The organism is Tenacibaculum sp. (genome assembly GCF_050290165.1).
In the GTDB taxonomy this organism is placed as follows: domain Bacteria; phylum Bacteroidota; class Bacteroidia; order Flavobacteriales; family Flavobacteriaceae; genus Polaribacter.
Genome location: NZ_JBNKHD010000005.1, coordinates 33,148 through 59,146, shown reverse-complemented (window position 1 = coordinate 59,146; position 25,999 = coordinate 33,148). Strand labels below are relative to the sequence as shown.

Annotated in this window: 27 protein-coding genes; 18 read left to right on the top strand and 9 right to left on the bottom strand. The window is 29.7% G+C overall.

Annotated features, from left to right (window positions below; genetic code table 11):
- Positions 1-318, bottom strand: a 318-nt coding sequence (locus tag ACQY6M_RS06810; protein ID WP_428744934.1) for an AAA family ATPase, incomplete at its 3' end; no start/stop codon positions are given.
- A gap of 101 nt (positions 319-419) precedes the next feature.
- Here ACQY6M_RS06810 and ACQY6M_RS06805 point away from each other — a divergent pair.
- The 3 genes from ACQY6M_RS06805 to ACQY6M_RS06795 are packed head-to-tail and all read left to right on the top strand — an operon-like array spanning position 420 to position 2,507.
- The gene (locus tag ACQY6M_RS06805) at positions 420-1,154 is read left to right on the top strand and encodes a hypothetical protein (protein ID WP_428743061.1); all 735 of its coding nucleotides are present in this window, start codon (positions 420-422) and stop codon (positions 1,152-1,154) included.
- The gene (locus ACQY6M_RS06800) at positions 1,138-1,959 is read left to right on the top strand and encodes a DUF3822 family protein (protein ID WP_428743062.1); all 822 of its coding nucleotides are present in this window, start codon (positions 1,138-1,140) and stop codon (positions 1,957-1,959) included. The genes ACQY6M_RS06805 and ACQY6M_RS06800 overlap by 17 nt, the downstream gene beginning before the upstream one ends.
- Complete coding sequence (locus ACQY6M_RS06795) at positions 1,959-2,507, top strand: RsmD family RNA methyltransferase (protein ID WP_428743063.1); 549 nt, start codon at positions 1,959-1,961, stop codon at positions 2,505-2,507. Before ACQY6M_RS06800 ends, ACQY6M_RS06795 begins: the two co-directional genes overlap by 1 nt.
- A gap of 54 nt (positions 2,508-2,561) precedes the next feature.
- On the opposite strand, the gene ACQY6M_RS06790 is transcribed toward ACQY6M_RS06795, so the two are convergent.
- A complete protein-coding gene (locus ACQY6M_RS06790; protein ID WP_428743064.1) occupies positions 2,562-4,184 on the bottom strand; it encodes an ABC-F family ATP-binding cassette domain-containing protein in 1,623 nt (540 codons plus the stop codon).
- Between the two features lie 202 nt (positions 4,185-4,386).
- Here ACQY6M_RS06790 and ACQY6M_RS06785 point away from each other — a divergent pair, with 202 nt between their 5' ends.
- Together ACQY6M_RS06785 and ACQY6M_RS06780 are read left to right on the top strand one after the other, a co-directional pair.
- Positions 4,387-5,721, top strand: a complete 1,335-nt coding sequence (locus ACQY6M_RS06785) for a hypothetical protein (RefSeq protein ID WP_428743065.1) — start codon at positions 4,387-4,389, stop codon at positions 5,719-5,721.
- A 120-nt stretch (positions 5,722-5,841) separates the two neighbouring features.
- Positions 5,842-7,647: a DEAD/DEAH box helicase gene (locus ACQY6M_RS06780; protein WP_428743066.1), complete on the top strand. Its 1,806-nt coding sequence runs from the start codon at positions 5,842-5,844 to the stop codon at positions 7,645-7,647.
- A gap of 69 nt (positions 7,648-7,716) precedes the next feature.
- Here ACQY6M_RS06780 and ACQY6M_RS06775 read toward each other — a convergent pair whose 3' ends face one another.
- The 6 genes from ACQY6M_RS06775 to ACQY6M_RS06750 form a co-directional block, all read right to left on the bottom strand.
- Entirely contained in the window at positions 7,717-8,547 is an 831-nt protein-coding gene (locus tag ACQY6M_RS06775) for a prohibitin family protein (RefSeq protein ID WP_428743067.1), read from the bottom strand.
- Between the two features lie 29 nt (positions 8,548-8,576).
- A complete protein-coding gene (locus ACQY6M_RS06770; protein ID WP_428743068.1) occupies positions 8,577-9,485 on the bottom strand; it encodes a cation diffusion facilitator family transporter in 909 nt (302 codons plus the stop codon).
- Positions 9,486-9,552: 67 nt separating this feature from the next.
- Positions 9,553-11,706, bottom strand: coding sequence for a TonB-dependent receptor (locus tag ACQY6M_RS06765; protein ID WP_428743069.1), 2,154 nt, complete (start codon positions 11,704-11,706; stop codon positions 9,553-9,555).
- 107 nt (positions 11,707-11,813) lie between these two features.
- Positions 11,814-12,146: a hypothetical protein gene (locus tag ACQY6M_RS06760; RefSeq protein WP_428743070.1), complete on the bottom strand. Its 333-nt coding sequence runs from the start codon at positions 12,144-12,146 to the stop codon at positions 11,814-11,816.
- A gap of 45 nt (positions 12,147-12,191) precedes the next feature.
- The gene (locus tag ACQY6M_RS06755; RefSeq protein WP_428743071.1) at positions 12,192-12,581 is read right to left on the bottom strand and encodes an acyl-CoA thioesterase; all 390 of its coding nucleotides are present in this window, start codon (positions 12,579-12,581) and stop codon (positions 12,192-12,194) included.
- A 65-nt stretch (positions 12,582-12,646) separates the two neighbouring features.
- Positions 12,647-14,665 (bottom strand): VWA domain-containing protein, encoded by a 2,019-nt coding sequence (locus tag ACQY6M_RS06750; RefSeq protein ID WP_428743072.1) that lies wholly within the window; start codon positions 14,663-14,665, stop codon positions 12,647-12,649.
- A 130-nt stretch (positions 14,666-14,795) separates the two neighbouring features.
- Between ACQY6M_RS06750 and ACQY6M_RS06745 the strand changes: the two genes are divergently transcribed.
- Positions 14,796-15,137: a hypothetical protein gene (locus tag ACQY6M_RS06745; RefSeq protein WP_428743073.1), complete on the top strand. Its 342-nt coding sequence runs from the start codon at positions 14,796-14,798 to the stop codon at positions 15,135-15,137.
- On the opposite strand, the gene ACQY6M_RS06740 is transcribed toward ACQY6M_RS06745, so the two are convergent.
- Complete coding sequence (locus tag ACQY6M_RS06740) at positions 15,127-15,534, bottom strand: group III truncated hemoglobin (RefSeq protein WP_428743074.1); 408 nt, start codon at positions 15,532-15,534, stop codon at positions 15,127-15,129. The two genes, ACQY6M_RS06745 and ACQY6M_RS06740, sit on opposite strands and share 11 nt — an antisense overlap.
- A 71-nt stretch (positions 15,535-15,605) precedes the next feature.
- Between ACQY6M_RS06740 and ACQY6M_RS06735 the strand changes: the two genes are divergently transcribed.
- The 12 genes from ACQY6M_RS06735 to ACQY6M_RS06680 all read left to right on the top strand — a co-directional run bounded on the left by ACQY6M_RS06735 (position 15,606) and on the right by ACQY6M_RS06680 (position 25,809).
- Entirely contained in the window at positions 15,606-16,202 is a 597-nt protein-coding gene (locus tag ACQY6M_RS06735) for a Crp/Fnr family transcriptional regulator (RefSeq protein ID WP_428743075.1), read from the top strand.
- A gap of 284 nt (positions 16,203-16,486) precedes the next feature.
- Positions 16,487-17,530 carry a hypothetical protein gene (locus ACQY6M_RS06730; RefSeq protein ID WP_428743076.1) on the top strand — a complete coding sequence of 348 codons (1,044 nt, stop codon included), beginning with the start codon at positions 16,487-16,489 and terminating at the stop codon, positions 17,528-17,530.
- A gap of 134 nt (positions 17,531-17,664) precedes the next feature.
- Complete coding sequence (locus ACQY6M_RS06725) at positions 17,665-18,201, top strand: hypothetical protein (protein ID WP_428743077.1); 537 nt, start codon at positions 17,665-17,667, stop codon at positions 18,199-18,201.
- Between the two features lie 16 nt (positions 18,202-18,217).
- Positions 18,218-18,832, top strand: a complete 615-nt coding sequence (locus ACQY6M_RS06720; protein WP_417874044.1) for a DUF6037 family protein — start codon at positions 18,218-18,220, stop codon at positions 18,830-18,832.
- A 484-nt stretch (positions 18,833-19,316) separates the two neighbouring features.
- Entirely contained in the window at positions 19,317-19,469 is a 153-nt protein-coding gene (locus ACQY6M_RS06715; protein ID WP_428743078.1) for a hypothetical protein, read from the top strand.
- A 67-nt stretch (positions 19,470-19,536) separates the two neighbouring features.
- Entirely contained in the window at positions 19,537-21,210 is a 1,674-nt protein-coding gene (locus ACQY6M_RS06710) for a T9SS type A sorting domain-containing protein (protein WP_428743079.1), read from the top strand.
- Positions 21,211-21,215: 5 nt separating this feature from the next.
- Positions 21,216-23,579, top strand: a complete 2,364-nt coding sequence (locus ACQY6M_RS06705; protein ID WP_428743080.1) for a hypothetical protein — start codon at positions 21,216-21,218, stop codon at positions 23,577-23,579.
- Positions 23,580-23,591: 12 nt separating this feature from the next.
- Positions 23,592-24,077, top strand: coding sequence for a hypothetical protein (locus tag ACQY6M_RS06700; protein WP_428743081.1), 486 nt, complete (start codon positions 23,592-23,594; stop codon positions 24,075-24,077).
- A 275-nt stretch (positions 24,078-24,352) separates the two neighbouring features.
- A complete protein-coding gene (locus ACQY6M_RS06695) occupies positions 24,353-24,550 on the top strand; it encodes a hypothetical protein (RefSeq protein WP_428743082.1) in 198 nt (65 codons plus the stop codon).
- A gap of 3 nt (positions 24,551-24,553) precedes the next feature.
- Positions 24,554-25,063, top strand: a complete 510-nt coding sequence (locus ACQY6M_RS06690; RefSeq protein ID WP_428743083.1) for a hypothetical protein — start codon at positions 24,554-24,556, stop codon at positions 25,061-25,063.
- Positions 25,064-25,229: 166 nt separating this feature from the next.
- Positions 25,230-25,373, top strand: coding sequence for a hypothetical protein (locus ACQY6M_RS06685; protein WP_428743084.1), 144 nt, complete (start codon positions 25,230-25,232; stop codon positions 25,371-25,373).
- A 4-nt stretch (positions 25,374-25,377) separates the two neighbouring features.
- Entirely contained in the window at positions 25,378-25,809 is a 432-nt protein-coding gene (locus tag ACQY6M_RS06680; protein ID WP_428743085.1) for a hypothetical protein, read from the top strand.
- Positions 25,810-25,999: the final 190 nt, after the last annotated feature.

The window sequence follows — 25,999 nt, the reverse complement described above, 5'->3', positions numbered from 1 at the left end:
CTGCTTCTTGGGAAAATATATCTTTTTATGAATGGTAAACGCTTGTCTATTTGAATACCCTGAAATCACCTTTGCAGCACGACCTGTAGGCGCTAACAAGACTGCTTTTTGACCAATTTTCCATAAATTATGAACCACGGTGCTTATAATAGTAGTTTTACCTGTTCCTGCATATCCTTTTAATAAAAACAGGGCACGATTATCATCAGAAAAAATAAAATGAGTTAGAACATCTAACAACTCACTTTGTTTTTGTGTGGGTGTATAAGGGAACTTTTGTAGTATTTCTGTATAGAATTTTGGGGCAGTTTGTATCATATTTCAAATAATGTTCAAAGATAAATCTATTTATAAATAATGTTTTCATCATTGAAAAAAAATTGTAGATTTGCGAATATCATACATTAAAAATTAAAAAAATGAATTTATTATTAATGATTTTGGCAGCTGTGGTAGTTGCATTTCTTTTAGCAATATTTGTTGTTAAGGTTGTACCTCTAAAAATGAGATGGTTAGTTTCATTAGCGTTGCTTGCTGTTTCTGTATTTTTAGCTATTAAAATTTACGATGGTATTATGGAGCCAATCCATTTTAATAAAGATAAGAAAGTACGATATGCTAAAGTTATCAAAAACTTAAAATTAATTCGTGATGCCGAAGTAAAATATAAAGAAGTTTATGGAAACTATACTAGCAATAAAGATGCATTATTAAGCTTTGTTGAAAACGGAAAGTTAGCCTTAACTGAGACTAAAAACGTTGAAGAGAAAGTAGACAAAGGTGGAGGTATTTTTGTTACTGTTTCTAAAAAAGTAATTGATACTATTGGATATGAGCCTGTTTTAAGATATTTTGAAGGCAAAGAGTACAAGAGTATGTTTAGCGTACCTGGTACTGAAGAAAGCTTTGAATTAGCTATTGGACGAGTTGAAAAAGTAGCAGGATTAGAAGTTCCTGTTTTTGAAGCTAAAGTGTCTAAAAAACCTATTTTAAAAGGAATGAATCCTTCTTTAATTAAAGCAGAGTTAGAAGCTATCGAATCAGATCAAATTAAAGGTGAATTTGTTTCAGTAGGTTCATTAAGCGAAGTAACTACAGGTGGTAACTGGCCTCCTTATTACGATAAAGGTGATGCTATTGCAAAAGAAGACTAAAAAAACTAGCGTTATAGCGCAACATAAAAGTCTATCCATCCAATTTAGTTTGGATGGATTTTCTTTTTGTATTTCAAACTCAACAACAAAAGAAATCATTCTATTTACTGAATATACATTTGCTTCTCCTGTTGCCTCTCCTGAGTTATTACTAGAAAAAATTATTCATGTTTTTGATACAGATAAAGACTTGCAACAAGACTTTGTATCAGTTTTTGCTGTGCATCAAAACAATTTAGCTACGTTAGTTCCTACTCCTCTTTTTGATAGAAATAACTTAGCTCCTTATTTGAAATATACAGTTAAAACTTTAGCTACAGATTTTATTACATACGATATACATGATACTTCAGAAATTAATACTGTATATATACCCTATGTAAATATTAACAACTATATATTCCAAAATTTTGGAGAGTTTGAATACAAACATCACTCTACTGTTTTAATTAACAAGCTATTAGCTTATTCTAAAGAAAACTCAGAGAAACAATTTTTTGTACACGTATCTCCTAATCATATAGACATTGTTGTCTGCAAAGAAGGAAATCTTATTTTTTATAATTCATTTCCTTACACTACAAAAGAAGATTTTATTTATTACATTCTATTTGTCGCAGAACAACTACAAATGAATCCAGACTCTTTTCAATTGACTTTTATTGGAAACATTGAAAAAGAATCCGATTTATATTTGATAACTTACACTTATGTTCGAAATATTCATTTTATGAATCTTGTAAATAATTTCTTTGTTGATGATGAAGATTTTTCGAACCACTCTAACTTTATACTTATAGCCTAATGCGTATTATTTCAGGAAAACACAAAAGTAAAAGAATTACAGCACCTAAAAATTTACCTGTTCGCCCCACAACCGATATGGCTAAAGAATCGCTATTCAACATTCTTAACAACTTATATTATTTTGAAAATATTTCGGTATTAGATTTATTTGCAGGAACAGGAAATATTAGTTACGAGTTTGCCTCAAGAGGTACTGAAACTATTTATGCAGTTGATGCTCACTTTGCTTGTATTAAATTCATTAATCAAACAGCAAAAGATTTAGGAATGGAGATTAATAGTTATAAAAGTGATGTATATAAATTCTTAGAAAAAACTCCGCTTAAAACTGATGTTATTTTCGCTGATCCTCCGTATGATTTTGAAGAAGCTCAGTTTTTAAAAATTGCTGATTTAGTTTTTGAACGTGAATTGTTAAATGAAGAAGGCGTTTTAATTATAGAACACTCTAAACATACCGATTTAACTAATCACCCTAAATTTAGTTACGAAAAGCGCTACGGCGGTAATGTATTTACTTTTTTTGAAGATACTACAGAAGAATAAAACTAACTATATATTATAAAAAAGGGAACCAATTGGTTCCCTTTTTATGTATGCTTAAGAGTACATTTTCTCTCTTAATTCTTTTACTTTAGGATCATCTAAATAATCATCAAAAGTTGAATATTTATCTATAATTCCTTTTGGTGTAATCTCTATAATTCTGTTGGCTACAGTTTGGGCAAACTCGTGGTCATGCGTAGTAAACAACACAGTTCCTTTAAAGTTAATTAACGAGTTATTTAACGCTTGAATAGATTCTAAGTCTAAGTGGTTGGTTGGCTCATCTAACATTAAAATATTAGCTCTGGTCATCATCATACGAGATAACATACAACGTACTTTTTCTCCTCCTGACAATACGTTACTTTTCTTTAAAGCTTCTTCACCTGAGAAAATCATTTTACCTAAGAATCCTCTTAAGAACACTTCTTCTCTCTCTTCTTCTGTTTGTGCATATTGACGTAACCAATCTACCAAGTTTAATTCTCCATTTTGGAAAAATGAAGAGTTATCAGCTGGCAAATATGATTGAGTAGTCGTTACTCCCCAACTGTATTTTCCAGAGTCAGCTTCTTCATTTCCTGAAATTACTTGATAAAATGCTGTAGTAGCTTTCGAGTTTTTTGAAATAACTGCTACTTTATCTCCTCTATTCAAGTTAAGATCAATATTCGAGAATAGTAATTCTCCTTCAGCATCTGTTTTAGATAAACCTTCTATATTTAAAATCTGATCTCCTGCTTCTCTATCTCTTTCAAAAATAATAGCTGGATAACGACGAGAAGATGGCTTAATTTCATCTACATTTAACTTCTCAATCATTTTCTTACGAGAAGTTGCTTGTTTAGATTTTGCTACGTTTGCAGAGAAACGACGGATAAATTCTTCTAATTCTTTCTTTTTATCTTCTGCTTTCTTATTCTGTTGAGCTCTTTGTTTCGCTGCTAATTGAGATGATTCGTACCAGAATGTATAATTTCCTGAATAATGATTAATTTTTCCAAAATCAATGTCAGAAATATGTGTACAAACTGCATCTAAAAAGTGACGGTCGTGAGATACAACAATTACAGTATTATCATAATTCGCTAAGAAATTTTCCAACCATGAAATTGTTTCAAAATCTAAGTCGTTGGTAGGCTCATCCATAATCAATACATCAGGATTTCCAAATAACGCTTGAGCTAATAATACACGTACTTTTTTCTTAGGATCAATCTCAGATAATAATGTATAGTGATCTTCTTCCTTAATCCCTAAGTTTGACAATAAACTTGCAGCAGAGGCATCAGCGTTCCATCCATCCATTTCTTCAAAACGAACTTGTAACTCCCCTATTTTCTCTGCATTTTCATCTGTATAATCAGCATATAAAGCATCAATTTCCGATTTAATTTGGTGTAGTTCTTTATTCCCCATTAACACAGCTTCCAATGCCGTATATTCATCAAAAGCATAGTGATCTTGCGTTAATACTGACATTCTTTTTCCTGGTTCTAAATGAACATGACCAGAAGTGGGGTCTTGTTTTCCTGATAAAATCTTTAAGAAAGTAGATTTTCCTGCTCCATTTGCTCCGATAATTCCGTAGCAATTTCCTTGTGTAAATTTTGTATTTACTTCGTCGAACAAAACACGCTTCCCAAACTGAACTGATAAATTAGAAACTGATAACATGTATTTTTTTTTTAATTCCGTGCAAAAGTATAAAAACTAAAGAGTTTAAAAGAATTTGCAAGGAAAATTTTAACACCTTACATTTGACCCTTTTAATTCTTTTAACAACGAATTAACAGCCTAATAATAAAGAGTTCTATATTTTTGAATATCGTTATTTAGGATAAACAAAGGCATGGTTAAGTATTTTATACCTCTCATATTGATTGTATTTATTGGATGCACAAAATCCAATACTCCAAAACCCACTTATTTTGGAGGTAAAATCATCAATCCTAAATCTAACTTTGTCATTTTATCTGACAGTTATGAATTTAACGACACCATCCCTTTAGAAAAAAACAATACTTTTTTAGGTAAATATGATGATTTGAAGGAAGGATTGTATGTTTTTGAACATGGTCCTGAGCATCAATATGTTTACATTCAACCTGCTGATAGCATTTTAATTAGATTAAACACGTGGGATTTTGACGAATCGTTAGTTTTTAGTGGTGATAATGCTGAAAGAAACAACCTATTAATAGAGTCTTTTTTAGAATACGAACTAGATCAAAAAAAGATATCTAAATATTTTAGTTTACCTCAAAATGAGTTTGTTTATAAAATTGATTCTATACTAAATGTAAAAACAGGGATACTTAATAAGTATAAAGAGAGTAATAATAACACCTCTAAAAAATTTCTTTCCATTTTAGATATTGCCCTGAGGTATCCTTTATATACAAACTTTGAAGAATACGCCATTAAAAATGCTACTAAAGAAGATCCTGAGATATTAGCTAATTCATACTATGATTATCGTAAAAATGCCCATATAGATAAGGATTCTTTAATGTTTTTTGGGGTGTATTACAAATTTGTTCTTGAAAAAATTTACAATGATGTGTATCAAAAAAACTGCATGAGTAAATCTGATAATTTCACGGTAGATTTATTTCATGCCATTGATAAAAATATTGTTACAGAAGAAATTAAAAATAAGCTTTTATACAACGCTGTAATAAGTCATTTTTTCAAAGAACCTAACCATAAAAAGAAAGATGAAACTTTCTTTACCTTTTTCCAATTAAACACAAATATTGAACAAAAGAAAGCGGTACAACGCATCATAAATGATTTAAAGCTATTACATAAAGGAGAAAAACTTCCTTCTTTTAACTTAATAGCTTCTGATGGTGAACTTATTGATGTTCAGAATATTTCTAAAGGAAAAAATACCGTTATTTTATTTAAAAATTATAAATATGCCTCAGATGATTGGGTATCTTCACGATTTAACTTTCTAGTTAAAAATAATCCTGATGTTAATTTCATCTTAGTAAATTTGTGCGATTCTTCTAAGAGATATACAAAAAACGTAGACATAAAATTCCAATACACATTACCTAAAGGAAGCTCTACTTGCGAATATTCTACAAGCAAATTTTCTCGTATGGTTATAGTTGATAAAAGTGGGGTTATCCTTAATGGTTACACTAGCCTTTCTGCCTTAAATATCAATCAGGAAATCAACGATTTACAAAAAAACAAATAGTATACCATTATTCATTTTATTTAGTGTACTTTTGCACCGTCCAAAAAAAACCGATTAACGGTTAATAATATTAATATAGAATTCGCGGAGGGGCATCTGTGGATTCTCAAAAAACACAGTATGTCTACATTTTTAGATTTAGGTTTGCAAGAACCTATCAATAAAGCTTTGACCGATTTAGGGTACGAAAAGCCAACAATTATTCAGGAAAAAGCAATTCCACAAATCATTTCATCTACTGAAGATTTAAAAGCATTTGCACAAACAGGTACAGGTAAAACAGCAGCTTTTAGTTTACCAATCATCGAACTTATCGATCAAACAAGCGTGCACACACAGGCTATTATTTTATCACCTACGCGTGAGTTAGCAGTGCAAATTGGTAATAATATTGAAGGTTTTTCAAAGTATTTACCAAATTTAAAAGTAGCTACCGTTTATGGTGGTGCAAATATTGAAGAGCAAATTAGAAAGTTAAAAAAAGGAGCTCAAATAGTAGTAGGTACGCCTGGTAGAACAGTTGATTTAATAAAAAGAAGAGCCTTAAAGCTTGGTAATGTTCAGTGGTTAGTGCTAGATGAAGCCGATGAGATGCTTAACATGGGCTTTAAAGATGAGTTAGATCAAGTTTTAGAAGCAACTCCTGAGAGTAAACAAACTTTACTGTTTTCAGCAACTTTTCCTAGAGAAGTAGAAGAAATAGCAAGAAATTACATGAAAAATCCTGTTGAAATTACTTCAGGACAAAAAAATCAAGGTTCAGACAACGTAAGTCATGAGTACTATTTGGTAAATGAAAAAACACGTTATCAAGCCTTAAAAAGAGTTGCTGACTTGAATCCAAATATCTACGGAATTGTTTTTTGTAGAACACGAAGAGAAACACAAGAAGTAGCCAATAATTTAATTAAGGATGGTTATAATGCTGATGCATTACATGGTGATTTATCACAAGCACAACGTGATTCGGTAATGGAAAAGTTTCGTGAGAAAAACATTCAAATGTTGGTAGCTACAGATGTAGCTGCTCGTGGATTAGATGTTAATAACCTAACACACGTTATTAACCATAAATTACCAGATCAAATAGAAAACTATAACCACCGTAGTGGTAGAACTGGTAGAGCTGGTAACAAAGGAGTTTCAATTGTTTTAGTTACTAAAAAGGAACAGGGAAAATTACGTCCTATCGAACGTATTATTAAAAAAGAGTTTATTCATACTCCAGTTCCTTCGGGTAAAGAAATTTGTCAAAATCAATTATTTCATTTAATTGATAAAGTACACAATACAGAAGTTAATACTGATCAAATTGAAGATTTTTTACCTAGTATATATGAAAAATTAGAAGATTTAACTAGAGAAGAACTAATTCAAAAATTTGTTTCTTTAGAATTTAATACCTTCTTATCGTATTACGAAAACGCTCCTGATCTGAACAACTTATCTTCTAAAGAAAATTCAAGAGGTCGTTCTTCAAACGAAAACATGACGCGTTTCTTTATCAATTTAGGAAGAAAAGATCGTTTAAACCCTGCAAAATTAATAGGTTTAATTAATGATCAAAATATTGGCGATAAAATTGAAATTGGAGCCATTGATATTTTAGATACTTTCTCTTTCTTTGAAATAGACAAAAACTACGAAAAGGAAACGTTAGAAGCTTTTACAGTAAATGACCCAGATTTTAACGGAAGAACTGTAAATGTTGAAGTTACTAAAACCGATCGCGGTAACGGTGGCGGAAGAAAACCTCGTGGTAGGAATGGTAACGGTGGATTTAATGATAAAAAACGTCGAAGTGATAAGCCTACTTCTTCTGACACTAAAAAAAGTTTTGGTAGAAGACGTAGTAACGAAACTTCTTCTAGAAGATCAGATAACAAATCTGCTGCCGGTTTTGGAAGAAAGCGTAGAAGAGATTAAACTTAACAATAATCAAATAAAAAAAGCAACTCAAATGAGTTGCTTTTTTTATTATTTTCTATCGCTAGCCTATTGATTTCCTAAAATAATTGGCATTCCGCTTTTACCAGAACCTATAATAACCACTTTACTATTATTAGAGTTCGCTAATCTATTAGTAGCCTCAATACCTTTATCTTGTAGAATTTTATCGGTTAATGAAGCACTTAAAATTTTATTAGCATCTGCCTTTCCTTTAGCTTCAATTATTTGTTTTTCTGCCTCTTTTTGAGCTGTTACTAGCCTAAACTCATATTCTAACGATTCTTGCTCTTGCTTTAATTTACGTTCAATCGCTTCTTTAATGGTTGATGGTAAAGTAACATCTCTAACTAAAACTTCGTTTAACTGAACATATTGAGTTTCTAAAATCTTTTTTGTTTCTGCAAATATTTCATCTTGTATAGCATCTCTTTTACTTGAATATAATTGCTCTGGTGTATAACGACCTACCACACTACGAGCCGCCGATCGAATTGCTGGTTGAATTACACGTTGTAAATAGTTTTCTCCTAATACTTGATGCAATTTTCCTAAATCATTATAAACTGGCTGATACCAAGCAGATGCATCTATTTGAATTTCTAAACCGTTAGATGACAATACTTTCATTTTCTCAAAAAGTTCTTGCTGTCTAACCTCATATACATGAACCTTATTCCAAGGTGCAACGATATGAAATCCTTCACCTAATGGTGGCTTGTCTGTTACAACACCTCCGTCAAAAGTTTTATATAAAACTCCAGCTTCACCTGAATTGATGGTTACAGTAGATTTTACTAAAAATATGACTAAAACTATCGCTACAGGTATTAATAATCCGAACTTAGGAAACTTTAACTCTACTTGATTTCTATTCATTTTTATATTTTTTATACTCAAATGTACAACTAAATTGACGAACCGCAGTTTTCATATTCGCATTCATAAGCAGATACTTCTAACTCTAAAGTTATGTGCTCTAAATGAAACTCATCGTGTAATAGTTTTTTTACTTTTCGTTTAATGTATTTGGCTTCTTCCCATGAAAAACTCTTCTCCTTTAAAATCAAATGAGCCGTAAAAACATTATACTCTCCATCCATCGTCCATAAATGGCAATCATGAATATTTTCAATTTCTTCAAAAGCCACTAGTCTTTTTTTAAGTTCATCTATTGAAATATTTACAGGAGTACCTTGTAATATAATACGAAGACTTTCTTTTATATTTCTATACACATTAAATAAAACAAACCCTGCAATTCCCACAGATAAAACGGGATCTAAGACTGGTACATCCCAAAACTGCATTACTATACTAGCTAATAACACAACTACCCAGCCTAGTACATCTTCTAATAAATGTAACGATACTACTCTTTCGTTTATAGAAGTTCCTTTATTTAATTTTAATACTGCTGCCCCATTTACTACAATACCTAAAACAGCTAACCACATCATTCCTTTTGCATCGGTACTTTCTGGTGTAATAATTCTTGGAATGGCTTCTTTGATAATAAAAACAGATCCTACAACCAACACTATTGAATTAATAATAGCTCCTAAAAGCGAGAAACGCTTATACCCATAAGAATACTTTTTGGTGGCTTTTTTTGTCGATTTTTTTTGGAAAAACCATGATAGTCCTAAGCTTAAACTATCTCCTAAATCATGTAAAGCATCGGACATAATAGCTAAACTATTGGTATAAAAACCTCCTATAAGCTCAATAATTGTAAATGCCAGATTCAAAAAAAATGCTATGGCAATATTTTCTGTTGATTTTCCATGTGAATGATGATGATGGCTATGTCCCATGTTTTTATAAGTTGACTTTAAATGTATGAAAAAGATGCAAAAAGAGGAGCTTTTAGCTCCTCTTTATCTATAATTTCACCAAGATTCCTGCATTGAATATAAATCCATCAGTAGGAGCCCAAATATCCGTAAAAGCTGGATTATTATGTGGCGCTTGAATCATACTTTGATAATTCTGCTGTTTGGTATCAGTAAAGTTTTCAAAATTGGTGTAAATACTTATTTTACCAAAAGTTCTCATTGCCATGAATCCCATCGTCCAAAAATTAGGAGTTGTTGTTAAATCATTTCTTAGCTGAGAGCTTTTATAATAAGCCTCATATCCTACTCTCCATTTATCGTGCACCTCATACATTAATACTCCACCAATACTATGTTTAGGTGTTAAGGCTTTTTGATTTCCATCAATTTTAACATTGTTATAAGCATAATTGGTAAACAAAATAAAATCTTTATACTTTAACTTTAAGTTTGTTTCAGCACCATAACTATTTAAAGGATTACTGGAGTTTATAAACTCATAATTCACTCCGTTTTCTTCCAGTAATAGAGAGTTTTTTAACTGTGTATAAAAAATCAACTGATTAAACGACAAAGAAACATTATCGTTAAAAATTCGTGTTTTATAATTTACATCGGCATTAAAGCCTATAGAAGTTTCAGCTTCAAAATTACTTAAATTAATTGGCTGTACATTTTGATACGAAAGCAATTCAGCATCTTCTGTAAAAATAGTTGGTATTTTATACCCTAATCCCCCTCCTATTCTACTAGAAACAGCTTCGTTGTACTTAATAAATAATGAGACTCTTGGTAATACAAATGTTCCGTAATGGTCGTTATAATCAGTTCGTAAACCACTCTCTAGCGTTAAGTTCTCAGTTAGTTTCCAATTGTTTTGAGCAAAACCTCCAAAAGTAAATTGGTTATAACTTCTATCAACAGTTGTTACTGGATTTTCTATAAACTTTTCAGTAAAAATATTTCCTCCAAAAACCCAATCAGAGGTATCATTATATAGGTTATAGCTAGCTTCAGTAAAAGTAGCCCATTGTTTACCATCAAAAGTATAATCTGGAAGAGATAAATTACGTTTAAAATAACTTACACTGTTTTTAAAATTAAAGCTTTTATCCTCCGAAATATTGTTAGAGTACGACAATTGTGCAGCATAACGTTCTGTCTTGTTTTTTTCATAAAAATTATGATCAGAAGTCATACGATCTTCTACTACATCCATATCTCCTCCAATACGATTTTCAACTGTGGTATTAAAATTTAAACGCCACTGCTCTCTCTCATTTGGATAGTAAAATAACGACGGATTGATACTAAAACTTCTAACTTGTGGAATATCAGAAAAATGATCTTTATTTACATCTGCTGCTTCTTGTCTGTTAGCAGATCCGTATAAAGTTACACCTATCTTGTTATAACGCTCACTATAAAAAGCATTGATGGTACTTCCTCCTCGAGATGTTTGATCGAACATTAAACTAACTTCTCTTTCATCCTTAGGTTGTTTCGTAACCAAATTTACCAATCCTGCTATGGCTCCTCCTCCATATAAAGTTGAAGAACTTCCTTTAATTATTTCTACTTGCTGTAAATCTAAAGGGGGAATTTGCATAATACTCAATCCACTTGAAAAACCACCAAACAATGGAAATCCATCTTTTAACAACTGTGTAAATCGACCATCTAAACCTTGTATTCTAATACTTTGATTAGCAGAATTAGCTGATGTTTGTTGCATTTGAATCCCAGTACTTTCGCGAAGTAGCATAGCTATATTAGCAGAATTCATTGCTGCTTTTTCACCTAGTTCTTCTGCTCCAATTACCTCTATTCTTGTTGGTATTTCTGCTATGGTTCTTTTACTTCGAGCAGATTGTATTACTACTGCATCTAAAGTTTCTTCTGATTCGTGTAGCTCTACAGTAAACTGTGTTTTTGTTGTTGGGAATACAATTGTTTTTTCTACGGTTTCAAATCCTATAAAAGACACAACAAAAGTTTGCTTTCCATTGGGTACGCTATTTATCTTTGCCAATCCATTAAAATCAGTTTCTGCTCCTAACGTTGTATTTTTTAAATAAACGGACGCCCCAACTATAGGCTCTTTCTCATCGGAAATGATTTTAAATTGTGCTGAATTCTGTGCTTTTGCCTGTATAGCAAACAACATAATTGCTATTACAAGTACTATATTTTTTAACATGTATTTGTTTTAAATTAATTATATATATGTGTATCATATGACATCTCTTTTCTTAAAAAGATGCAAAAAACTTTCATTACTATGAAAGTGAACTATAAATAATTAATTTAGACTCTAGGAGGCTGAAAAATAGCCGATAAATAAGAATTGTAGTATCCTGTTTTGTAACAAGTTATTTCTTGCTTTATTTCAACAAATAACGGAAAATCATAGTTACATTCTTCTGGTATAAAACTGGCATAAGTACTAATAACAGAACAATGATGATGATGCTCTTCACTACGTTGTTGATCGTTATCATTTTGGTGATGAAGTTCTTCATGCAGCTCATTAAAGTCTGCATGATTTTCAATAGTATCATATACAACCACATCGTTATGTGCTTGTATTTGTGGCGTTAGCAACAGTAGTACAAATAAAAAAATGATACTATTTTTCAATCCTAATGCTTTAGTGTAGCAAATGTAAAAAGTTTTAATTAAAAACTAATTATCTAAACGGTCTTTAACGTATTCAATTTTAGTTTTACCATGTGCAAAGGGCTTTCCTTCTTCGTCTAAGCTTACCATAATGATCTTATCAATTGCAATAATCGTTTTTCTTGTAATCTTATTACGAACTTCACAATTTAACGTAATTGAAGTTTTTCCAAATTTTACTACATCAATTCCAATTTCTATAATATCTCCTTGCTTTGCTGAACTAACAAAATCTATTTCAGACATAAACTTAGTTACTGTCTTCGGAATTTCTAACTGAATAATAGCATATAAGGCTACTTCTTCATCTATCCATTGTAATAATCTTCCTCCGAAAAGTGTCCCATTAGGATTTAAATCTTCTGGTTTTACCCATTTACGTGTGTGAAATCTCATATTGTTTTCTTTGTTACAAATTTCGTCAACAATCTTTCTAAAACCAACAAAACTCAATTGGTTTCTTAAATTTTACCATAGTATTTTCTGATAAACCACTCTATACTTAAAAATGCAACGACTAAAAACAAAATCCATTTCCAATCGATTAAATTTTGCTCTTTAGCTATTGATTTTTGTGTAGTATAATACGATTCATCATTAACCAAAGTATCTAATAACTCTTTTGTTTTAGTAGGATAAAACACTTTCCCTTTTGTTTTTGAAGCCAATGCTTGCAACTTCTTTTTGTTTGCATTCGTAAACTGCTCCTCTATTTGATAATCAGTAATCTTGAATTGTCCGTAGCTATGTATATTTTGATTTGCCACAGAAACTTGATACGAATACTCTCCTGAGGTTAACCCTTCTACCGATACTTGATAGGAGTTGTTTACTAACGAAAATGGAAGTTTTTTCTGTTCTTTAGTTTCCTTGTTAGTTATTGTTAATTCTAAAGTAGCTCTATTGTCAAACTGGTAGTTTTTATCTACATAAAAAGCAGTAATGGTAATGGGAGCATTTGCTGGATACAATCGTTCTGAGGTTACTTCTAACCTTTTTCGTTTTTTGTTAGACGCTAAATACTGAACTATATTCCCTATAAATGTGTCAAAGCTTTCAAAATTTTGCTCTTTTAAATAACTTGCTGCTCTCCACTTCCAAATTCCTTCTCCGAACAATATTGCATGTTTTTTTTCATTTTCTTCAAAAGTGGATAACAATGGTTGCGTGGTTTCTACACCTGCATACTTTTGATACAACAAGCTTTGAGCTTCCTTTTTTAATTGGACTTCTCCAAATTTGTCTTGTAATGGTGGAAATTGATTAAAACCAATATCTTCCTGGAAAAACGTTAAAAAGTTCGGATTATAAATTGCGGTATATTCTTCTGTTTGATTAATAACCCTCTTGTTGATTCCTATATCTAGAGTATTGATAAAATTCCAATCGGTTTTTGTTCCTGATATCAATAGAAAATTTGACGATATTTTTTCAAACACACTCTTAAAATAACTAGTCGGCTGATACAAGACATACAACTGATAGTCCTCTAGATTTACAGTTTTATCATATATAAGAGCAATGTCTACTTTACGCTGTTTGTTACTTTCAATAGCTTTTTTTAACGCACCTAAATCAGGGTGCAAAAAAGAACTCAACAACAATACTTTCGTCTGTTCATCAATAACTTCTACAGAAAAGCTTTTGTAGTTATTCTTAGTATTCTTCTCTTTATTAATTTTACTGATTGATGCCGCATAATATTGCAATCCTTTTTTTGTAGATAGCAAATTTGTAGTAATGGTTTGTACAGGATTTTCTGGGGAAAATTCAACATTCTTAGAAAACACTTTTTGTCCATTTTGTTGAATTGTAAAAGTAGAATTAACTTTTTCTTTTCCTTCATAATACAACAGAGCTTCTACAGGAAATTTGTTTTGTAAATAACTGTACTTATTAACGTTTAACTGTGATATCTGCACATCTTGATATTGTATCGTATCTCCTACAACAACTGGAAATATTTTATTTTTTGAGGTTACAAATTCGTAATCATTTCCCTGAGTTTGATTCCCATCAGTTATCAATACTGAAGTTAAAATTTTATCCTTATTTAACTCATCAACAGCATTTATAGCTTTTGAAATGTTGGTTTGTGTATCTGAAAAAAACAAGGTATCCAGAACATCTACTTCTTTTCCGAAAGAAAAATACTGAACCTCAAATTTATCTTGAATCGCTTCATTTTTTTGAATTTTCGATAACGCTTCCCTAACATTTTGTTCTTCTTTAAAAAATTGAGTAGAAAGAGAATTATCTACCAAAACAGCTAAAACAGGCTTTATATTTTCGGTCTCTATAGTCTTAATCTTAGGATTAATAAGCAACAAGCCTATCAAAAAAAGACTCAGTGCTTTTAAAGCAAAAAGCATAATATGTACTTTCGGAGTTCTTTTTACTTTATAGAAGTATTGAAAAAAAGCGATAGCAATACTTACTAAAACGGCCAATACAATATAAATAACGGTTGTTAACTCCACAGGACAAATTTTAATATGTGAAGATAAAAATATCTATCTAATAAAATCAATTTTTATCCTTCTTCATTTATGACTTAAATCATAAAATACTCATTTACAAACCACTAAATTTGAAGTAAATAATTAGATTATGGTAACTACAGAAAACTTAACCACAGAAAAAGTATATCAAAAAACCACTCGACTTGGAATTTTAACTTACATCAACCAGAAAATAGCCGAAGGAGAAAAAAACAGCATAGGTATCTCAATAATTCTAATTACTGTAGGTTCTATGATTGCCTCTATAACTGCCGCTTTAGCCGTAGATGGCGACGTGAATTTATTTGCTTTAATTTTTGCTTGCGCAACAGCTATGGGAGCCAATGCAGTAGCAATAAGTCAACGCCCTTTTAAAGCAATTGTTTGGGCCTTTATTATTAGTTTTTTAGGAAATATCTTTATGATTTTTTATCAAATACTTATGAAGTAGGTTTTGGCTTTGCTTCAAACATTCTAAAAAAGAGCATAGAAGCTATATTTCTTGCTCTTTCCTTGGCTTCGTGTGCTTTTACTCCATCGAAAAGTTCATCTACGGTTTCAAACCATAGTTGTAACCAGCGACCAAAGTGTTCTTGATAAATTGAAAAATCGAAATCTCTATCTACATCTTTATGTGCTTTCATAGGATTTCCTTTAAACTTTCGCACAAAAAACAAATTGGTCTCCCAAAAATCGGTGAGTTTTTGTAAATGGCTTTCCCAGGTTTCTTCAGGAATTGTTTTCAAAAAGATAGGACCTATAAAATCATCCTTTCTAATTTTATCATTATAAAAGGTTGATACCAGTTTATACACATCTTCTCTATTTTCTATATCTCTTTTATCCATTTACAAATCGTTGTTAAAATACACCACAAAAGTATATCTTTATGCTATTGCAATTTATGACTTAAATCATAATGATACCTGAAGAACTTCTTTTAAAATACAATGCTGACACTAAGGAATATAAGAAAGAACAACTTATTTTCTCTGAAAAACAAACAGCTCATTATTACTATCAAATAGTAACTGGAGCCGTGAAAATGAATAATTTTAACGATGATGGTAAAGAGTTTATTCAAGGGATATTTTATAAAAATCAAAGTTTTGGGGAACCTCCTTTATTTATTGATGTTACCTATCCTGCCAATGCGGTGGCTATTTCTGATAGTACGATTCTAGCTTTAGCTAAAAGTGATTTGTTTAAATTACTACAAGACAATCCTGAAATTCATTTAAAAATCACCCAAAGTTTAGCCAAACGTTTGTACTACAAAGCCATTATAGCTTCAGAAATTTCAAGCCAAGAACCTGCTCACAGGGTACTTCGATTTATTGATTACTTAAAAGACGATGTATACAAAATCCAAGGAAAATACACATTCAAAGTAGCCTATACCCGGCAACAAATAGCTGATATTTTAGGTTTGCGAGTAGAAACCGTAATTCGGGTCATAAAATCCTTAGAAAAAAAGGGAGACGTAAAAATTAGCAAACGAAAAGTATATCGTTAAGGCTTTCTTTAAAGTGACCATTTAATAAAATGTGTTACAAATCATAAAAATTAATTGATTTCCGGAATTCCGTAAGAATTTGCACACCCCTTGTAGTAAGTTTGTTGGAATTGTATAATTAATTAACAAATACCAATAACTCGTTAATAACTTTATTTTAGGTAACCTATTGGTTTTAATATATTTGATAGCGTATAAAAATTGCTAAACTTTATGTTATCCCATCCTTTTGCCAGAATAAAACAACTAAAGTTTGACATATAACGAGTTAGCTGCTGTAGAAAATGAATATCGAAGAATTTAATAGAGAAGTTCAGAAACAAAAGAGTTTATTTAATATTAAAGAATGTTTTCATCACGATAAAGACGAATGCAAAGGGAAAATTAAACAAGCTCATAGCATCCAAAATAATGGAAGAATATCAATAATTGCTTCCGAAGTAAATAAAAATATCTCACTATATACTTTAACAAATTTTATTTATGGAGAACAAAATATGCTTAAAGACCTGAAACCAATTGGTCGTAAGGAAGCATCTACCTTTTTTGGATTTTGTGATTTTCATGATTCAAAGCTATTCTCACCCATTGAGAATTTTGAATTTGACCATGACTCGGAGAAACATTTATTTCTTCATTCATACCGCTCTTTTGCACATTCGTATCATAGAAAAAAAGAAGAACTGAATTATTGGTCTAACTTTGAGAAAAATAAGATGAATAATGGGAGTTTATTTTCACAACATATGCAGTCACGAATGATAGGAGGAAATGAAATAGCCTTAGCTGAATTAGAAAAAGGAAAACATTACTTAGATAATGCTATAGCTAACAAAAATTATGATTCTTTAGAATATATTGTTTATCAAAAAGAAGGACTGTATCCTTTTGCAGTATCTTCACAAATGAGCCCTAAAATAACATATAGTGGAAAATCTATGAATAATCATCATGACCCAAATATTCCTTACGAAAATCCAATCATAACATTTTTACCAGATAAAAATAGTACAATTGTTATAATTGCTGCATTTCCTTTTGAAAACAAGTCAATAACTCTGCTTGATGAATTAGACAGTTTAAATGATTTAAAACTTGAAAAAGCTATTACTTCATTGATTATAGCAAATTGTGAAAACACTATAATCTCACCTCTGTTTTGGCAAAATTTGTCAAAAAAGAGTCAAAGAAAACTACTCGATGAATTTACAGAAAACACTATCAACAGTACTTATAGTAAAAAATGGTTCAATAGTAGCTTTAATTTCTTTGATGAAAATTATGAAATTGAAAAACTAAAGAAAAAAACAGCAGCTAACAATGTATAAGCTCAATTTGGGACTATACTTGTAAAAACAAAATTTACTATTTTTAACTAGCTTCTTATTTCGGTTCGAAAATAAATTTTCCAAACCCAAACTGAAGCTTATACAAACCCGTTGGCAACAAATTCACAAAACCAATGAGAAAATCACTTTACGAAATTGAAGATTATGTTCATTATGGTGGAGACTATTCTACCCTTAACGAAATAAGGAGAGAAAAAGGATTTGCTAAAATTTTAACTTTAAAACAATTTGATTACTATTGGTTAGTTGGTCTTGAACTAATCAAATCTAAAGACAAAATCTCTTGTGTAATTGATAGAATAAGACCAATCGACACATCAGAAAAGCATTTGAAAGAAATTGGATTTAAAGAAGAAATTGATAATGCTGGAAAAAAAGTGTTTGTAATGAATGATATTGTAATTTCGAGTATAGCTATCAATATTATTCATAAATATTCTAAATCTATTTTTATATCAGGATTTTGTATTGCAGACTTTCGAAATAACAAAATGATTGATTTTAATAAATATAAAGAAAATGATTTTATTAATGCTCAAAAATTCTATTCAGATTTTAAAAATGTCAATAACTTAAATGATCTACTAAATTATCTTAAGTCAGAAAAAGGAATTGACATTGACAAAGAAAAAATAATCGGTTCGACTTAAGAAATAGGTTAGTACAATGAACATTTTTGAAAATTTCAAGTCTCTTAAAGTTGATATGATTGAGAAAGGTTGGGTTATAGAAGCTTTTCCTTTTAACTACAAAAGTAATGACTATATAATTCTTACCAAATTATATCAACACCACGAAAAAAGACCTAAATATGCACTTTTAAAAACTGAAATAATTAAATCCGATAATATTAATAAAAGTTTGACATTACCTGTTAATTCAAATGGTTTTATAACGGATGCTAGAACATTAAGAGAGTTTTTCAATATTGCATATTCAAAAAACCTTGGTGATATATTAAAACAATTTGAAGTTCATTTTTCAGGATTCATTCCCACTAAAGTTAATCCTAAAAAATCAGAGAATTTTAAAAAACTGATGCTCTCTTCTTTATCAAAAAGTGACAGTGAAGATCCTGAAAAAATATATTGTTTTACTGTTAGGCGAAACCCAAATAAAGAAATACGCTCTTTATTTAACGATAATAAATCAAGACTATTAAGACCTAATTTGTATTTAAAATTTAAAGAAGAACCTACCATAAGTTTTTGCTATTCTAAAAACATAATTGATGAAAAAAGTGATGAAGAAATACTTTTGAATTTTAGTAAAAAAACTTAATTCTATGAATAAAAAATAAAAACATCTGTTGCTAACAATGTATAAGAAAACATAGAGTTTTGGGCTTATTCGAAATGTCTGTTTTTATTTATAAATCCGCCAAATATAAAATTTGACGTTTATGAGAAAAAAGATAAAAGCAAAATATTTATATTTAGCCTAATACCAACCCGAAACGTATAGCTTATCACCTCCCCTACGTTTCTTATACTGAAAGTTAGCTACAATTCATTTATAAAGTTCTTCTACACGCTTTATTGTATTTACATACCTGTTAAGAAAGCTCGCTGATATTACGGCACGCTCCGTTAACACCACGGCATGGGTCGCTGATATCAAGGCATAGTTCTTCTTTAATTATACCTTAAAATAAATCTGTAATACTATTTTATTTTTTGGGTAGGGTAAATTATTATCTACTTGTTTCATTAGCGAAAAAAATTGTTCTCTTAAAAAAAATTGCAACCCGAATAATTAAACCGATATGAAAACAAAATTCAACTATTTATTAGTTGTTCTTTGCTTTGCATGTATTCATGTACAAGCACAAGAACAAAAAAATGAAGATCACAGAAAAAAGCTATGTAATTTCTTTCCAACGCTTCATAATTATACACCACTACACGTAAAGTCTTAATCATCCTCCTTAGGTATGAGAAAAATATTATTGCTAAGAATTTTAACTTAATTATTAATACATAAAAATGAAAATTACTAGGATTATTGTATTGATTGCTTTATTTACATCGGCACTCAATGCACAAGAAAAAGAAGTGAGTCAAAACCTAAAACTAAAAAAAATACTAGCGGATTTAAAAACAGAAAACAATCGCAAGGATTATGTTAAAGCACTAAAAGACTATGAGCTACTTAAGAAACAACCTTTAAAGATTGAAAATAAAACTTTAACCGAAGCCCAAGAAAGCATAATATCAATTGATGAAGAATTATTGGACGTTGAAATTAAGATTGATGAAAGTATTGAAAAAGCTACAATAACTAATCAAGATAAACAAGAGGGAACACAACAGGAGTTAGATTGTACAGTTAATATTGAGGATACAATTTATTATTTGGATCTAGATGAAAACAGCGAAAAGTCTTTTTTTAAAGCTGTTGAATATTTAACTCCATGTGTTGAGTCTGGTAATGCTAAGGCTCAACTTTTAATGGCTAGACTATATGCTATTAAAAAGACAGAAGAAGATTATATAAAAGCTTTCCAGTTGTTTAAGAAATCGGCAGAACAAGGTAACGTTTCTGCCATGACAGATTTAGGTGTTTTATATAAATATGGTAAAGGATGTAAACTCAACTATAACAAGGCTATAAAATGGTTTAAAAAAGCTACTGAAAAAGGAAATAGCAAAGCTGCTTATAGTTTAGGATATATGTATTTAAAAGGTTTTGGTACCGTTAAACAAGATTATAATAAAGCTATAAAATGGTTTGAAAAGAGTAATTATCCGATGGCAAAGTATTGGTTAGGGGTATGTTACTACCATGGTTACGGAGTAGATAAAAATATAGCCAAAGCAAATGAGTTATTAAAAACCAACTTTGAACCAACAAAAGAAGCATCCAAAAACTCAGAAGTAGTAAATGTAGAAGAGATTAAGCAAGTTTTAAGTAAAGAAGATACCTCTACCTTAGCAAAAGTTACCAAACAACAACTTGATGGAGTATGGGAAGGAGATTTACTATTTTTTGATTGGTCTGCTACTCATATAGAAAATAAAATTCCTTTTAAAATTACAGCAAAGTATAATAAAGAAAGTGATGTACTACATATAACTACTACCATTGCTGATAAAGAGCAAAATGTAGATTTTACAAAACTAGATAACAGTCTTTACTTTAATGATGTTACTGTTGAATTACCTCATATTTCATTTAGTAAAAATATTCCATCTGTTTTAGAACATCAATTACTTTCTTCAGACATTTCTATCAAACAATTTAATTCAGAAACCTACTTAACAGGAAGTTTAGAAACTTACGTAAATGCTTGGAAAGAATTAGGAGTCCCTATTCGTTTTGTTTTAAAAAAGAAAAAAAAGATAGAAAACTCGGAAAAAGAACTTTCAGAAGAAGTCTTAACTGCACTTTCAAAACAGGAAGACAATTTTATAAAACTATACCCAAACCCTTTTGAAAAAGATTTAATTGTGTCCTATTCATTGGAACAGCCAGCAAATACAAAAGTAACCATTACAAATATAAATGGATTACGAGAAAAATTAATTAAACCTCTCTCTAGTCAGGAAACAGGTAGCTATCAATACTATGTTGAAGGAATAGATTTACCAAAAGGAGTGTATGTAGTAACCATACTAGTAGGACAAGAAAGAAAAACAAGAATTATCATAAAAAAATAGCTACAATGAAAAAGAATATATTATATATAATATTTATAGTTTTAGTATTTGTCTCTAGTACAATATCCGCACAAGTAACACAAAGGATAATGCCTGGTGATGAATTCTTAGAAGATAACCCAATAGTAATTGGGGATTTACAGCCAAAAGCAGAATGTACAGAATTTAATTGTGCAGGATATGAAAACATTAGTTTTAGAAAGTATGATATAGAGCATACTTTACGAATGGAAAATTTAATTCATTCTATTCAATCTAAAGGAATAAGCGATTGGTTGTTTATACAAGAAAAAATAGTGAAAACCGAATTAGACAGAATAACTTATACCAACACTACTAGTAAATATGGTGATTACTATAAAATAGCCAGAGATATTTATTTCGAAAGATTAGAAAGAGGAATAACAACCAATAATGTAAATTATTATAACCGATCTTATGGGAATTCTATAAACTCAAAAAAAGCTGAAGGAACAACTATAATGAAAGACCTAAAAGGTTTAACATTAAGGCATCAAGAAATAAAAAATGGGAATCTTTATAATTCAAAATACGGTTTATACAAGTATAACGGACAACCTTTATCTAATTATAAATCATTAAGTGACGTTGCTAGCCTTTTAAAAAATGAATTATCAAACTACTATAGTAACGATGTTGCTATGAACGATAATCAAAGAATTAAAAACAGGTTAAACCAAATGATTAAGGATATGAGTCCTTCTTCTGTTTCTTCTGATATAATGTTAAACAAAAAGAACTTTTTTGTTGACTTGTTAAGAAGCAAAGAATCACATTTTAAAAGCTTTAGTACTTGGAATGAATTAAATTTAATGCAAAAATATATAAACAAGGTTTATAAAGGTAGCAACTCAGGAACAGTATGGCCTAAAGATTTTGGTACTAAAGAGTATGTTTTAAATCACGCCAAAGCTAATAAATTAGGAGAGTTAACTGTTTTTCATCCTGATTATTGGAAAAAAATTTACAAAGAATATATGGATAAAATCCCTTTATTTATTCGGGTTGGAAGTTTTTCTTATACACAGTATGTTATTACTAATACAAACAAAGCCAAAGCAGAACATAAAAAACTCAAAGAAAATGAGATTAATAAGATAATGGCATTAACACCAATTAATGATAATTTAGCGGTAGATTTTATCGTTGAAGATTTAACAATAAGTAACCTTAATGAGTTAGAATGGTTAAACAATATCTCAGAAGAAGAAGCCGATCGAATTAAAGGAGTTTTACAAATGGCTAAGGCTAGTTGGGGTTCTGATTTAGATTTAGGAAGTATTTACAGGCAAAAAAAGGAGATAGAAATAGAGCGAATAAAAAATGCTGGATTGGTAGTACAAATGGTAAAAGACTTAGGTATTACCAATACTACTCAAAAATCATGGCTATACAATAACATACCTGATGCAACCCAAGTACGACTTTTTCTAGATGCTAATAAAATTAATGGAATAGTTAATGCCGAGGTGAAAGCTTTTGCTTTAGAAGCTATTAAAACCAAATCAATAAAATACATTAACGAAAATTTTGACCTTACCCAAAAATCTCCTTTTAAAGTAGATATGACTCAGGTGCTTGATTCTATACAACTACCTACAGTAACCCCAGACAATAAAATAGCTGCCGAAAAGTTCAAGTGTATTTATGATAAGGTAATTAAATCACCTAAATTTAAAGACTTATTTATTAACCTTTTTGATGTAAACAAAGACATTAATGTAAAATTTGAAATTGCAGATGATTTTGTAACGAAACCAGACAGAACACAAACAAACGGAAACTGTAAACTAGAAAATTATTCTTTAAATACAGATGGTTCTATTAAAACAGCCAATGTGTTAATTAAAATAAATAAAAATAAACTTACCGCTACAAGTTTTGAACTCTCTAATGTTTTAATGGCAAAAACCATTATACACGAATCTATACATGCATATTTAAGTGTTAAAAGAAAAGATTGTAATGCTGGCACAACAATTGATTATTTAAATAATCTAGAGTTTAAAGAACTCATAGAAGAATATTATGACGGTACTTGCGCTACCAAACAAGAACAACATGGATTTATGTTCGATTACATGGTACCAACACTATCACAAATTTTTACAGAAGTTAGAGATGATTTGATACCGCAAAGTAATATTAATTATGTAGAAAGCGCTTCTTTCGATATACTAGGAAATTCAACTAATTGGAGTTGGCAAGATTTTTATTATTATAGTTCATTAGAAGGCTTACACGAAACAGAATCTTTTAAAAGTGAAATCAAAAACAACGAGTTAAAAAATGCTCTATATGAACATTATAGAAGAGATGCTAGAGGTTTCAGTAAAACTTGTAATTAAAAACATTAAGTCATGAAATTTGTTTATTTATTTATTATTAGCTTATTTATTATTAGCTGTTCTGGTTTAATTAGAAAAAAAGAGTTTTCAAAAAAAGATACCCTTTTTATTTATTTTAATGAATCAGAATCATCAAAAAAATTATCTGTTGGATATCCTAAAAAGGACACTACAATATACAAATACTCTTATTTTTATAGTTTTAAAGATAATAACTTTGAGAAGGCGTTATTCAATTTAAACTATTCTGATTACCACGATTTTGATAATGCTATTTCACAAGTTAATAAGAGTATCATTTTTGAAGTAGATAAAAGTTTTCTTAAAAAGAATAAAGAAATCATACTTACTAAAGAGATTTTAGACAAAATAGGTGGGCAAGAATCTTTTAAACTATTATTAGATGCAAAGACAATTTTTTTAATTGATAAAGCTGAAATTAAGAATAATAAGATTCTGATAAGAGAAGTAAAATTAGATTGGGAAAATATCGAATAAAATACAAATTATAACACGGTATATAAAAATAATAGTTAAGGGCTAAACCCTATGTTTAGCCCTTAACTATTATCTCTATCATTAAACTAAAAGGAATTACTTTTTAAATTGATCATTTTTTATATGACAAAACTGTTAAAAAAGATTGTAACGATGGTACTTGTGCTACAGCCCAAGAAGAACACGAATTTATGTTTGATTATTTAGTACCTACATTATCACAAATTCTTGTCGATGTTAGAGATGATCTAATATCTGCTAGTCAAATTACTAGAATGGAAAGTGAGTCTCTATATATAGGTGGAACTGATATTCCTTTTAAATGGAGTGATTTTTTCTATAATTTATCTTTAGAAGGATTACACAATACAGAAGTATTTAAAGATAAAATAGCAAATGATATAAATAAATATGACACTTTTAAAGAATATGTCAATTACTACGCTAGAAATTTTGATAAAAACTGTAATTAAATTATGAAATATTTAAATATACTGATAATAGCAATACTTTTTTGGGGATGCTCTTCTGCAAGAAATTTAGAAAAAATAGAAAATCATGAAGTTATATTTGTCTTATTTAAGAAATCTGAATTTACTTCTAAAAGTGTAAATAAGCCAAACATCTCTCAACAGGTAACAATTGGGAATAAACCTCAAAAGATGGACTGGGTAAACTATGATTATAATTTTAATGATAAAAAAGGTATAAAAAGCCATTTTTTCCTAACATATTCAGACTATAATGATTTTGATGATTTTGATAATGATGTAAGAAAAAAAATAAAATTTAAAATCAATAAAAGTTTTTTAAAATCTAATAAAAATAGAATAATTACTAATGATCTTATAAGTCAATTTGGAATTAATAGAATAAGACGGATATTTTATAATGCTAGAACAATTTTTTTAATAGATGAAGATGAAATTAAGAAAGGTGAAGTTTTAATAAGACAAGTAAAATATGATTATTTTTCTGAAGAATAAAATAGGCCTCAAGAGTGAGGCTTATTTTTTTTAGGATTATAATGTACAGAAGTATTTAAGTATAAAATAGAAAATAATACTGAAAAACACAAATTATTTAGAGCTTATAAATGGTTAGGGAAAAACAAATTAAGCAAAAACGGGAGAGGTACTCACGTTGGATAATATGGCAGAAATAGAGATAAAAGCAATGATTAATGCAGGGCTTCCTGAAGATATAGCTACGGGATGGGTTATTAAGGCTTTGGAAGATTTGAAAGCTCAAGGGGTAAAAATGATAACGAACATTCCTTGGAATGGTTTAAATTAGTATTATGGAAAAAAAGTATAACGATTTCGGAAAAATTATTATAGAAAAATTAAGAGACGAAAATTTCTTTAATTATCTAAAAAGCATAGAGTTAGCAAGGAAAATAACAAAGGAAGATTATTCTAACTTAGAAAGGAATAAAAATTATGAACCTAGTTTGCAAAAAATAGATGATGAAAGGTTTGAATTTATAAACAGTTTAGATGATAATCAAAAAGAACAATTAGATAAACTTATATTGAAGACATTGGATGGGACCGCATTTAACTTTTTAAGAGAAATTGAAGAAAATTTTCATTTTAATGAAAGTATTGGTTTAATTTTTAAGGGTAAACCAATAGAAGATATTTATGATGAGTTTTTATCAGGAACATTTTTTGGCGAATACTTTTTGTGGGTTAATAAATTTAGCAAGTATGGTGAATACCAATATTGATAATAAGTAAAATACATTATAGAAAATGAGGAGATAGAATGTTTCTGTAAAGAATTAACAAATGATTAAAAAACCATTAAAAGTAGGCACTATTAACCTAGTGCTTACTTTATTATTTTTTGTGCTTATACATCTCAATATTGGATTGGCTCTACAATACAAACTCCTTTTTCAGGAACTCAGCCATTTT

What these genes read in the sequence shown, in the direction of transcription:
- ACQY6M_RS06695 (WP_428743082.1), top strand. Translation starts at nt 24,353, where the DNA reads ATGGAAAGTGAGTCTCTATATATAGGTGGAACTGATATTCCTTTTAAA.
- ACQY6M_RS06755 (WP_428743071.1), bottom strand. Translation starts at nt 12,581, where the DNA reads ATGAGATTTCACACACGTAAATGGGTAAAACCAGAAGATTTAAATCCT.
- ACQY6M_RS06735 (WP_428743075.1), top strand. Translation starts at nt 15,606, where the DNA reads ATGATACCTGAAGAACTTCTTTTAAAATACAATGCTGACACTAAGGAA.
- ACQY6M_RS06790 (WP_428743064.1), bottom strand. Translation starts at nt 4,184, where the DNA reads ATGTTATCAGTTTCTAATTTATCAGTTCAGTTTGGGAAGCGTGTTTTG.
- ACQY6M_RS06805 (WP_428743061.1), top strand. Translation starts at nt 420, where the DNA reads ATGAATTTATTATTAATGATTTTGGCAGCTGTGGTAGTTGCATTTCTT.
- ACQY6M_RS06705 (WP_428743080.1), top strand. Translation starts at nt 21,216, where the DNA reads ATGAAAAAGAATATATTATATATAATATTTATAGTTTTAGTATTTGTC.
- ACQY6M_RS06700 (WP_428743081.1), top strand. Translation starts at nt 23,592, where the DNA reads ATGAAATTTGTTTATTTATTTATTATTAGCTTATTTATTATTAGCTGT.
- ACQY6M_RS06795 (WP_428743063.1), top strand. Translation starts at nt 1,959, where the DNA reads ATGCGTATTATTTCAGGAAAACACAAAAGTAAAAGAATTACAGCACCT.
- ACQY6M_RS06720 (WP_417874044.1), top strand. Translation starts at nt 18,218, where the DNA reads ATGAACATTTTTGAAAATTTCAAGTCTCTTAAAGTTGATATGATTGAG.
- ACQY6M_RS06765 (WP_428743069.1), bottom strand. Translation starts at nt 11,706, where the DNA reads ATGTTAAAAAATATAGTACTTGTAATAGCAATTATGTTGTTTGCTATA.
- ACQY6M_RS06685 (WP_428743084.1), top strand. Translation starts at nt 25,230, where the DNA reads ATGGCAGAAATAGAGATAAAAGCAATGATTAATGCAGGGCTTCCTGAA.
- ACQY6M_RS06770 (WP_428743068.1), bottom strand. Translation starts at nt 9,485, where the DNA reads ATGGGACATAGCCATCATCATCATTCACATGGAAAATCAACAGAAAAT.
- ACQY6M_RS06690 (WP_428743083.1), top strand. Translation starts at nt 24,554, where the DNA reads ATGAAATATTTAAATATACTGATAATAGCAATACTTTTTTGGGGATGC.
- ACQY6M_RS06710 (WP_428743079.1), top strand. Translation starts at nt 19,537, where the DNA reads ATGAAAATTACTAGGATTATTGTATTGATTGCTTTATTTACATCGGCA.
- ACQY6M_RS06680 (WP_428743085.1), top strand. Translation starts at nt 25,378, where the DNA reads ATGGAAAAAAAGTATAACGATTTCGGAAAAATTATTATAGAAAAATTA.
- ACQY6M_RS06740 (WP_428743074.1), bottom strand. Translation starts at nt 15,534, where the DNA reads ATGGATAAAAGAGATATAGAAAATAGAGAAGATGTGTATAAACTGGTA.
- ACQY6M_RS06725 (WP_428743077.1), top strand. Translation starts at nt 17,665, where the DNA reads ATGAGAAAATCACTTTACGAAATTGAAGATTATGTTCATTATGGTGGA.
- ACQY6M_RS06780 (WP_428743066.1), top strand. Translation starts at nt 5,842, where the DNA reads ATGTCTACATTTTTAGATTTAGGTTTGCAAGAACCTATCAATAAAGCT.
- ACQY6M_RS06715 (WP_428743078.1), top strand. Translation starts at nt 19,317, where the DNA reads ATGAAAACAAAATTCAACTATTTATTAGTTGTTCTTTGCTTTGCATGT.
- ACQY6M_RS06730 (WP_428743076.1), top strand. Translation starts at nt 16,487, where the DNA reads ATGAATATCGAAGAATTTAATAGAGAAGTTCAGAAACAAAAGAGTTTA.
- ACQY6M_RS06775 (WP_428743067.1), bottom strand. Translation starts at nt 8,547, where the DNA reads ATGAATAGAAATCAAGTAGAGTTAAAGTTTCCTAAGTTCGGATTATTA.
- ACQY6M_RS06745 (WP_428743073.1), top strand. Translation starts at nt 14,796, where the DNA reads ATGGTAACTACAGAAAACTTAACCACAGAAAAAGTATATCAAAAAACC.